Source organism: Crossiella sp. NPDC003009, from assembly GCF_053591555.1.
On record NZ_JBSFUA010000046.1, the window covers coordinates 1 to 10,787 of the forward strand.

The window sequence follows — 10,787 nt, forward strand, 5'->3', positions numbered from 1 at the left end:
CGCCGCGCCCGCCCGCCGCGCCCTGCCTGGCCCGACCCGTCGCGATCGCCCGCCCGGCCGCCGAACCTACTCACCGGTCGGTCCCGTCCCGCCCCATCCCCGGTGGTCACAGCCCCGGCGCCGTAACCTGAATTCACAGGTTCTTTGTGGCAGATCTGGTGTGAATCGGGCGCTCGGTGGTGTAGTGCGGCTCGCGCTTTGTAGGGTTCCTACAAGGCAAGGGCCTCGGCATGCGCGATCTGGAACATAGTTGAGCCGGGCTCCAATCCAGCAGGGTATACAGCGGTGCAGGCGACGCTCCGGGACCCGGACGTCGCCTTCCGCGTGCGGGTTATTGGGAGGCTCAGCCGGTGTTCAGTCGTGTCGCCATCGTCAACCGTGGAGAGGCCGCGATGCGGCTCATCCATGCCGTCCGGGATCTGTCGGCGGAAACCGGGCAGCGGATCGAGACGGTGGCCCTCTACACCGACGCCGACCGCAACGCGACCTTCGTCCGGGAGGCCGATGTCGCCTATCCGCTCGGTCCGGCCTCGGCCCGGCCCTACCTCGACTACGCGGTGCTGGAGAAAGCGCTGGTCGAGACCAAGGCCGATGCCGCGTGGGTCGGCTGGGGCTTCGTCGCCGAGGACCCGGTGTTCGCCGAGCTGTGCGAGAAGATCGGGGTCACCTTCGTCGGGCCGAGCGCGGAGGCGATGCGGCAGCTCGGGGACAAGATCGGCGCGAAGCTGATCGCCGAGGAGGTCGGGGTTCCGGTCGCGCCGTGGAGTCGCGGCGAGGTCGCGACCCTGGACGACGCGTTGCGGGCCGGGGAGCAGATCGGCTATCCGCTGATGCTCAAGGCGACCGCGGGCGGTGGCGGACGCGGTATCCGCCGGGTGGACTCGCACGAGCAGCTGACCGAGGCCTACCAGCTGACCCGGCAGGAGGCCGAGCGAGCGTTCGGCTCCGGCGTGGTGTTCCTGGAGCGGCTGGTCACCGGGGCGCGGCACGTCGAGGTGCAGGTCATCTCCGACGGGCGGACCGCCTGGGCGCTCGGCGTGCGCGACTGCTCGGTGCAGCGGCGCAACCAGAAGATCATCGAGGAGTCCGCCTCGCCGGTGCTGGCGCCCGCGCAGACCGCTGAGCTGAAGGCATCGGCCGAGCGGCTCGCGGTCAAGGTCGGCTACCGCGGCGCTTGCACGGTGGAGTTCCTCTACCACCCCGGCGAGAAGCTGTTCGCGTTCCTGGAGGTCAACACCCGCCTCCAGGTCGAGCACCCGATCACCGAGATCACCACCGGCACCGACCTGGTCCGGCTCCAGCTGCACGTCGCCGGTGGCGGCCTGCTGGAGGGTGAGCAGCCCGCCGAGCTCGGCCACGCCGTGGAGGCCCGGCTCAACGCCGAGGACCCCGACCGCGACTTCGCCCCCGCTCCCGGCCGGATCACCCGGCTGAACCTGCCCGCAGGCCCCGGCATCCGGGTGGACACCGGCGTCTCCGAGGGCGACACCATCCCCGGCGACTTCGACTCCATGATCGCCAAGATCATCGCCTACGGCCGGGACCGCGAGCAGGCGCTGGGCCGGCTGCGCCGCGCGATGGCCGAGACCACCGCGATCATCGAGGGCGGCGCGACCAACAAGAGCTTCGTGCTCGACCTGCTCGACCAGCCCGAGGTCGTCGAGGCCACCGCGGACACCGGCTGGATCGACCGGGTCCGCGCCGAGGGCCGCCTGGTCAACCACCGGCACTCCGCGATCGCGCTGGCCGCGGCCGCGATCGAGGCCTACCAGGACGAGGAAGAGGTGAGCCGGCAGCGGCTGATCTCCACCGCGCACGGTGGCCGCCCGCAGGCCCAGCACGAGGTGGGCCGCCCGCTGGACCTCAAGCTCCGCGGCGTCGGCTACCGGGTGTGGGTGGCCAGGGTCGGCCCGCAGCGGTTCCGGGTCGGCGTCTCCGGCGGCGGCGACGTGCACCACGCCGACGTCGAGGTCGAGCGCTTCGACCAGCACTGCGGCCAGATCCTGGTCAACGGCCGCCGGTTCCGGCTGGTCTCGGCCACGCACGGGCCCATCCACCTGGTCGAGGTGGACGGCGTCACGCACCGGATCAGCCGCGACGAGGGCGGCGTGGTCCGCGCCCCGGCCCCCGCGCTGGTGGTGGCCACCCCGCTGGCCGCCGGTGACGAGGTCGAGTCCGGCGCGCCGATCCTGGTGCTGGAAAGCATGAAGATGGAGATGGTGCTGCGCGCGCCGTTCCGCGCCAAGGTCCGCGAGTGCCCGGTGTCGGTGGGCAGCCAGGTGGAGACCGGCACCCCGCTGATGCGCCTGGAGCCGCTGGCCGAGGAGGGCGCGGAGGTGGAAGCCGCCGCCGAGACCGGCGCGGTGGAGATCGACCTGCCCGCCGAACCGGTCGGGGTGTCCGCGGCCGAGCGCGCCGAGCGCGGCCTGCAGGACCTGCGCAGCCTGCTGCTGGGCTTCGACGTCGACCCGCACGACCGCGACCGCGTGCTCAGCCAGTACCTGGCCGCCCGCGCCGAGCTGGGCAGCAGGCCGCTGCCGGGTGAGCTGGACCTGCTCACCGTCTTCGCCGACCTCTCCGAGCTCAGCCGCAACAAGCCGGGCAACGAGCTCGACGTGGAGCCGCACAGCCCGGTGCACAGCCCGCGCGAGTACTTCCACAGCTACCTGCAAAGCCTGGACGTGGAGCGCGCCGGGGTCACCGAGGGCTTCCAGGCCAAGCTGCAGCAGGTGCTCTCCCACTACGGCGTCACCGAGCTGGACCGCACCCCGGAGCTGGAGGCCGCGGTCTTCCGGATCTTCCTGGCCCAGCAGCGCACCGCCACCGACGTCGCGGTGGTCTCGGAGGTGCTGCGCCAGTGGCTGGCCGGCGCGCCGCCGCTGGAGTCGATGCGCGAGAGCGCGGGCCTGACCCTGGAACACCTGGTGCAGGCCACTCAGGTGCGCTTCCCGGCGGTCTCGGACCTGGCCCGCGGCGTGGTGTTCCGCTGGTTCGCCCAGCCGCTGCTGCGCCGCACCCGCGCCAAGGTCTACGCCGAGGTGCGCGGCGAGCTGCGCTACCTCGACCGCAACCCCGACGCCCCGGACCGCGCCGAGCGGATCCAGGCCATGGTGTCCTGCTCCGAGCCGCTGGTCCGGCTGATCGGCCAGCGCATCGGACGGCCCGGCCGGGACCACGCGCCGCTGCTGGAGGTGCTGACCCGCCGCTACTACGGCAACCGCTGGCTCTCCCAGGTCACCAGCAGGGAGACCGCGGGCTGCCCGTTCGTCACCGCCGAGCACACCGGCCCGGACGGGGTGGCCCGCGTGGTCACCACCGCGGTGGACATCAACTCCCTGCCCGCCGCCATCGGCGCGCTCGGCACCTTCGCCGACGGTGTCGCCGACGGTGAGCTGGTCGCCGACCTCTACGTCACCTGGGAGGACCAGCCCGACGCGGAGGCGATGTCGGTGCGGCTGGGCGAGCTGCTCACCGAGCACCCGCCGCCCCCGGCGGTCCGCCGGATCACCACCGCGGTGGCCGGCACCAGCGGCGCGGTGATGCACCACCACTTCACCTTCCGCCCCGACGGCGACGGCTTCGCCGAGGACCGGCTGATCCGCGGACTGCACCCGCAGATCGCCGACCGGCTCCAGCTGCAGCGACTGCGCGAGTTCGACCTCACCCGGCTGCCCTCGGCCGATGAGGAGATCTACCTGTTCCGCGCGGTGGCCAAGACCAACCCGGCCGACGAGCGGCTGATCGCGATGGGCCAGGTCCGCGACCTGACCCCGCTGCGCGAGGCCGAGGGCCGCCTGGTCGCGCTGCCCGCGCTGGAGGACGCGATCACCACCTGCCTCGGCGCGATCCGCGACATCCAGGCGCAGCGCCCGCAGAACAAGCGGTTCGACACCAACCGGATCATGATGTACGTCTGGCCGTCGACCGAGCTGTCCACCGACGAGCTGAACCAGCTGACCCAGCGCATCCTGCCCACCGCCACCGGCGCCGGGCTGGAGGAGGTCCAGTTCCTGGCCCGCCGCCGCACCGCGAACCGCGAGCTGGCCGAGGTGTCGGTGCGGATCACCCTGGAGCCGGGCAACGGCGCGCACCTGCACGTGGGCGAGCCGGACACCGAACCGGTGCGGCCACTGGACGACTACCGGCAGAAGGTGTTGCGCGCGGCCCGCCGCGGCAACGTCTACCCCTACGAGCTGACCGACCTGCTGGCCGGCAACGAGGGCGTGTTCACCGAGCACGACCTGGACGAGCAGGGCGTGCTGGTGCCGGTGGACCGGCCCAAGGGCAAGAACGCCGCCGCGATCGTGGCCGGGGTGGTCAGCACACCGACCGAGCGGCACCCCGAGGGCGTGACCAGGGTGGTGCTGCTGGGCGACCCGACCAAGGCGCTGGGCGCGCTGTCGGAGCCGGAGTGCTCGCGGGTGATCGCCGCGCTGGACCTGGCCGAGCGGATGCGGGTGCCGCTGGAGTGGTTCGCGCTCTCCTCCGGCGCCCGGATCTCGATGTCCTCCGGCACCGAGAACATGGACTGGGTGGCCACCGCGCTCAAGCGGATCGTGGAGTTCACCCAGGCCGGTGGCGAGATCAACATCGTGGTCGCCGGGATCACCGTGGGCGCGCAGCCGTACTGGAACGCCGAGGCCACGATGCTCATGCACACCAAGGGCATCCTGGTGATGACGCCGGACTCGGCGATGGTGCTCACCGGCAAGCAGTCGCTGGACTTCTCCGGCGGCGTCTCGGCCGAGGACAACTTCGGCATCGGCGGCTACGACCGGGTGATGGGCCCCAACGGCCAGGCCCAGTACTGGGCGCCGAACCTGGCCGGCGCGCGCGATGTGCTGATGTCGCACTACGACCACACCTACGTGGTGCCCGGTGAGGCCGCGCCGCGGCGGGCGGTGACCAACGACCCGGTCAACCGGGACGTCACGCCGTACCCGCACGCCATCGTGGGCAGCGACTTCGCCACCGTCGGGGAGATCTTCTCCGCCGAGCACAACCCGGACCGCAAGAAGCCGTTCGACATCCGCACCGTGATGCGCGCGCTGTCCGACCAGGACCACCCGGTGCTGGAGCGCTGGGCCGGCATGGCCGACGCGGAGACCTCCGCGGTGCAGGACGTGCACATCGGTGGCTACCCGGTCTGCCTGATCGGCATCGAGTCCCGTTCGGTGCCCCGCCGTGGGTTCCCGCCCACCGACGGCCCGGACACCTACACCGCGGGCACCCTGTTCCCGCGCTCTTCGAAGAAGACCGCGCGGGCGATCAACTCCGCTTCCGGCAACCGCCCGCTGGTGGTGCTGGCCAACCTGTCGGGCTTCGACGGCTCCCCGGAGTCGATGCGCAAGCTGCAGCTGGAGTACGGCGCGGAGATCGGCAGGGCGATCGTCAACTTCGAGGGCCCGATCGTGTTCTGCGTGATCTCGCGCTACCACGGCGGCGCGTTCGTGGTGTTCTCCAAGGCGCTCAACCCGAACATGACCGTGCTGGCGCTGGAGGGCTCCTTCGCCTCGGTGCTCGGCGGCGCGCCCGCGGCGGCGGTGGTGTTCTCCGGCGAGGTGAACAACCGCACCGCCAACGACCCGCGGGTGGCTGAGCTGCAGGCGATGGTCACCGCGGCCAGCGGCGCGGAGCGGGCCGGGCTGAACACCCAGCTGGCCGAGGTGCGTTCCTCGGTGCGGGCGGAGAAGGTGAGCGAGGTGGCCGCGGAGTTCGACCGGGTGCACAGCATCCAGCGCGCGGTCGAGGTCGGCTCGGTGGACGCGATCATCAGCGTGGCCGAGCTGCGGCCGCGGATCATCGAGGCCATCGAACACGGCATGAAGCGCTGAGCAGCGCGGGCACCGGCCAGCCGTGGCCGGTGCCCGCCACCAGGGAGCCGGGATGAGTGAGCAGGCTTCACCGCTGGGGCGGGCAGTGCTCAGCGGAGCGAGCCTCGAAGTGCTGGAGGCGCTCTACGGCGAGTACTCGCCGCCCGAGCTGCCCTGGATCAACGCCGCCACCCCGAAATCGGCGCGGTTCTGGGTCACCTTCCTGGCCGGGGTGCCGGATCCGGCCCTGCCCTACGGCATGGGCACCTCACTGGCCGACACCGCCGGCGACGCCGAGTTCGAGGTGCGCGGCCGGGCCAGGGCGGACCACTACGTGATCCGGACCTTTCCCGGCCGCAGCGGGCACTTCCAGGTCGACGGCCTGGAACCGATGGACAGCCTGGTGCAGTCGCCGCGGCAACGGCACCGGCAGGTGGTGCCCGCGCGGACCTGGGTGCGGGAGCTGGTACTGCCCAAGGCCAGGGTGACCGAGGCGCTGCGGGTGCGGCTGGGGGAGGAACCGAGCCGGGAGCTGCGCTTCGATCCGATGCTGCGCCAAGGGATTCCGGCGGTGGCCGGGCTGATGGAGCTGATCAACGGCTGGGCGGACCCGCAGCGGGCGCAGCTGCTGGCCGCTTCGCCGCTGGCGTTGCGGCACTTCGAGCAGCTGCTGGTGCAGGCCCTGCTGGACGCGCAGCCGCACGAGCTGAGCGAGGAGCTGGACCGGCACGCCGCCGGCCTGCCGATGGCCGCGGTGCGGCGGGCGATGGTCTACTGCGAAGAGCACGCGGACCGGCCGATCTCGGTGCCGGACATGGCCGCGGCGGCCGGGGTGGCGGTGCGGCAGTTGCAGCGCGACTTCCAGGAACACCTCGGCATGGGCCCGCTGGAGTACCTGCGGCGGGTGCGGCTGGACAACGTGCACCAGGAGCTGCTCGCGGTGGCCTGCGGGCGGGCCAACGGCACGGTGGCCGAGATCGCGCGCCGCTGGGGGTTCACCCACCAGGGCCGGTTCGCCCAGTACTACCGGGAGACCTACGGCTGCCCGCCCTCGCAGACCCTGCGCCAGCCGGGCTGACCGAGGTCACCGGGTCCGCGCCGCAGGAAGAACGCACGATCAGGCGTGGCACCATGCGCACGTGCCGCACCGGCGCGGCCGGGTTGCGCAGGTGGGCCAGCAGCAGTTCGGCGGCGCAGCGGCCCAGGTGCGCCTTGGGCGGGGCCACCGCGGTCAGCGGCGGGTCGGCCAGCGCGGCCACCTCGTCGTCGTAGGAGACCACCGCGAAATCCGTTGGCACCACACGACCTCGCGCGCGCAACCGCTGGAGCAGCAGCGCGGCGTCCTGGTCGCTGTGCACCAGCGCGGCCGTGGTACCGGTCCGCGCGCACTCCTCGATCAGCGCGGACACCGCCCCGGCCCGCTCGTCCTGGCTGACCGGCAGCACGGGAGCGGCGGAAAGTCCCAGTGCCGCAACGGCTTCCGCGTGACCTTCCAGGATGCCCGGCCTGGTTGGCGTGTCCACCGCGAGCAGCGCCACGCCCCGGTGGCCGAGTGCGGCCAGGTGGGCCACCGCCCTGGCCGCGCCGGCCGCGTGGTCGGAGCGCACGGAGTCCACTTCGGACAGATCAAGTCCGCTGACCTGCCGCTCCAGCACCACGCACGGCACGCCCAGCTCGCGCACCCAGTCCCGCATCACGGTGCCCGGCGCGGGAGTCAGCAGCAGTCCGCGCGCGCCGGCGTCCACCATCGCCCGTGCCTGCCGCCACTGCTCCTGCTCGTCGTAGCGGGAGACCTGGAGCACCAGCCTGCCCCCGGCGGCGGCCAGCGCGGACTGGGCGCCGCGGATCATGTCCGGGAAGTAGAAGGCGGTCGACGGCGACACCATGCCGACGACGACCTCCGCGGGTTCGGCCGCTGCGGCCTTCTGCGCGGCCAGCACCGCCGCGCCGCCGTGCACCCTGGTGAGCAGGCCGCGTTCGGCCAGATGGCCGATGTCGCGCCGGACCGTCATGCCCGAGACGCCCAGCAGGGCGGCCAGTTCCGCGGCGCGCACCGACCGGCGTCTGCGCACCTCGGCCAGGATGAGCTCGTGCCGTTCCTGCGGCAGCAGGGCCTCGTTCACCGCCACCCCTGTCTGTGCACATTTGTGCGCTTGTCTGCGGAAAGGTTGACCGTTGGGGCATCTTGGTCGGAGGGTGCGCAGGAGCACAAGTAGGGAGGCCGCGATGTCTTTCCCCCTGTCCCGCCGCCAGCTCCTGCTCGCCACCGGCGCCCTCGCCGCCACCGTGCCGCTGGGCGCGGCCGCCGCGGCCACCGAGTTCGACACCCTGCGCCAGCGCTGGGCGAGCGCCCTCACCGGTGGCGCGATCAACCCGGCCGACCCGGTCTTCCGCACCGCACTGTCCACTTTGGACAAGCAAGCCCGGCGGCACCGGGACACCATGACCGGCTCGCTCTGGCCGGACCTGCCGCTGGGCTCCTCCTCGGCCAACCTGACCGCCAGCCTCACCCGGCTCCGCCTGATGGCCCTGGCGCACGCCACCCCCGGCACCTCGCTGACCGGTGATGCTCAGCTGGCCGCCCAGATCGTCAACGGGATGTCCGTGCTCGGCGAAACCTACCGGGCCGGGCAGCGGCAGTACGGCAACTGGTGGGACTGGGAAATCGGCTCCCCGCAAGCACTCCTGGACCTGTGCGTGCTGCTGGCGGTCCCGGAGACCCAGCTCGCCGCACACCTGGCCGCGGTCGACCACTTCGTGCCCACGCCCTACCGGATGATGCCGGCCAGGAAGGTCTCCACCGGCGCCAACCGGGCGGACCTGGCCCTGGTGGTCGCCCTGCGCGGCATCCTCGGCGCCAAGGCCGAGGCGCTGGCCGTGGCCAGGGACAGCCTGTCCGACCTGTTCCCCCACACCCGCAGCGGGGACGGGATGTACGCCGACGGCTCGTTCGTCCAGCACGACACCGTGCCCTACACCGGCACCTACGGCCACGTCATCCTCAACCGGCTGGCCCAGCTGTTCCTGCTGCTGGCCGGGTCCAGCTGGGACGTCACCGATCCGTTGCGCGCCAACGTGCCCGCCTCGGTCCCGGCGGCCTACGCGCCGATGGTCTTCCGCGGCAGGGTCTTCGACTTCGTGCGCGGCCGGGCCATCTCGCGCACCGGCGAACGCGACGCCGACGACGGCCTGTACTTCGCCTGGGACCTGTTGCTGCTGGCCCGCTCCGGCCACCCGGAGCTGCGTTCGCTGGCCAAGACCTGGCTGCTGGCCAACACCGCCCGGCCGGTCAGCGCGCACGGCACGGTCGCCCAGATCGCCCTGGCCGCACCGGTGCTGGCCGATGCGAGCATCCCGGTGCGGCCGGAACCGGTGGGGCACAAGCAGTTCCCCAGCATGGACCGGGTGGTGCACCGCGGCCCCGGCTGGGCGCTGGCCATCGCGCTGAACTCGGCCAGGATGAACCGGTTCGAGTCGATGAACGGGGAGAACCTGCGCGGCTGGCACACCACCGAGGGCATGACCTACCTGTACACCACGGCCCGGCCCGGCGACTTCACCGACGAGTTCTGGCCCACCGTGGACCCCTATCGCCTGCCCGGCACCACGGTCAGCGCCACCCGGCTCGCCGACGGCGCGGGCGCGGCCTCCCTGCCCAGCACCACCTGGGCCGGCGGCGCCTCCCTGTCCGGCAAGCACGGCGCGGTCGGCCTGGACCTCCAGGCGCACCAGAACACCCTGACCGCCAAGAAGTCCTGGTTCTGCCTCGGCGAGGTGGTCATCGCCCTCGGCGCGGGCATCACCGGCGTGGACCGGGTGGAAACCGTGCTGGAGAACCGCAACGGCGCACCCGAGCTCACCACCGGCGGCCCGCCCGAGCGCACCGGCTGGCTGGCCATCGATGGCGTCGGCGGCATCGTCTTCCCTGCCCCGGCCGCCGTGCACACCCTGCGCGAGCAGCGCACCGGGCGCTGGCGCGACATCAGCACCACCGGACCGGCCACCGCGATCACCCGCCCCTACCTGACGCTGTGGCTGGACCACGGCCTCAACCCGGCCGGAGCCTCCTATGCCTACCTCCTGCTGCCCGGCGCGTCCGCCGAGGCCACCAAGGCCTACGCCGCCAACGCTGAAGCCAGGGTGCTGGCGAACACCGCGGCCGTGCAGGCGGTGACCGACCGCCGCACCGGCATCACCGCGGCCAACTTCTTCACCGCGGGCACCGCCGCCGGAATCACCGTGGACGGCCCGGCTTCCGTGCTCGCCCAGCACCAGGGCGGCTCGCTCACCCTCGCGGTCGCCGACCCGACCAGGACGGCCGCGACCAGGCTGGTCGAGCTGGCCCGCACCGGTTTCCGGCTCGCCGAACCCACGCCCGGCTGCACGCTGCTCAGCTCCGCCCCCACGGTCAAGCTGCTCGTGGAGACCGGCGGAACCCTCGGCGCGACCAGGACGATCCGCCTCACCCGCGGCACCCAGCCGGCCCGCCGCGCCGAGTTCCGGACGGCCGAGGCCGACACCTACGTCCGCGACGGTTCCCACGCGAACACCAACTACGACAACGAGTCCAGCCTGGTGATCAAGCGAGTCGCCGGTGGCGCGGGCTACACCCGCCAGGCCCTGTTGCGCTTCGCCCTGCCCAGCGGCCCGATCGACCGCGCGGTGCTGTGGGTCAAGGGCCGCGTCGAGGACTCCGGCGGCACCCAGACCGGCGTGCGCGCCTACGGCATCAGCCCCGACTGGGACCCGGCCACGGTCACCTGGAACACCAGGCCCGCCCTCGGCCCCGCCGCGGGCGCCGCGACCGCCAGCACCGCCACCGACTGGCTGGCCTTCGACGTGACCGCACTGGCTTCCGGCGGCAAGCTGGCGGTCGCGCTGTACCAGGACGAGCCCGGCCTCGCCGTGGTCACCAGCGGCCCGGCGACCCTGCAAGTGGTGCTCGGAAACTCGCTGGACCTCGGTTGATACCGT

Annotated in this window: 4 protein-coding genes; 3 read left to right on the forward strand and 1 reads right to left on the reverse strand. The window is 72.7% G+C overall.

The annotated features are described in order from the left end of the window. The first annotated feature begins 350 nt into the window (after window positions 1-350). Both ACWDY5_RS33345 and ACWDY5_RS33350 read left to right on the forward strand, forming a co-directional pair. The gene (locus ACWDY5_RS33345) at window positions 351-5,834 is read left to right on the forward strand and encodes an ATP-binding protein (protein WP_449726118.1); all 5,484 of its coding nucleotides are present in this window, start codon (window positions 351-353) and stop codon (window positions 5,832-5,834) included. A gap of 52 nt (window positions 5,835-5,886) precedes the next feature. Then, window positions 5,887-6,891, forward strand: coding sequence for an AraC family transcriptional regulator (locus ACWDY5_RS33350; RefSeq protein ID WP_449726119.1), 1,005 nt, complete (start codon window positions 5,887-5,889; stop codon window positions 6,889-6,891). On the opposite strand, the gene ACWDY5_RS33355 is transcribed toward ACWDY5_RS33350, so the two are convergent. After that, the gene (locus tag ACWDY5_RS33355) at window positions 6,809-7,936 is read right to left on the reverse strand and encodes a substrate-binding domain-containing protein (protein ID WP_449726120.1); all 1,128 of its coding nucleotides are present in this window, start codon (window positions 7,934-7,936) and stop codon (window positions 6,809-6,811) included. The two genes, ACWDY5_RS33350 and ACWDY5_RS33355, sit on opposite strands and share 83 nt — an antisense overlap. 103 nt (window positions 7,937-8,039) lie before the next feature. Between ACWDY5_RS33355 and ACWDY5_RS33360 the strand changes: the two genes are divergently transcribed. Beyond that, window positions 8,040-10,781, forward strand: a complete 2,742-nt coding sequence (locus ACWDY5_RS33360; protein WP_449726121.1) for a polysaccharide lyase family 8 super-sandwich domain-containing protein — start codon at window positions 8,040-8,042, stop codon at window positions 10,779-10,781. Window positions 10,782-10,787 lie beyond the last annotated feature (6 nt).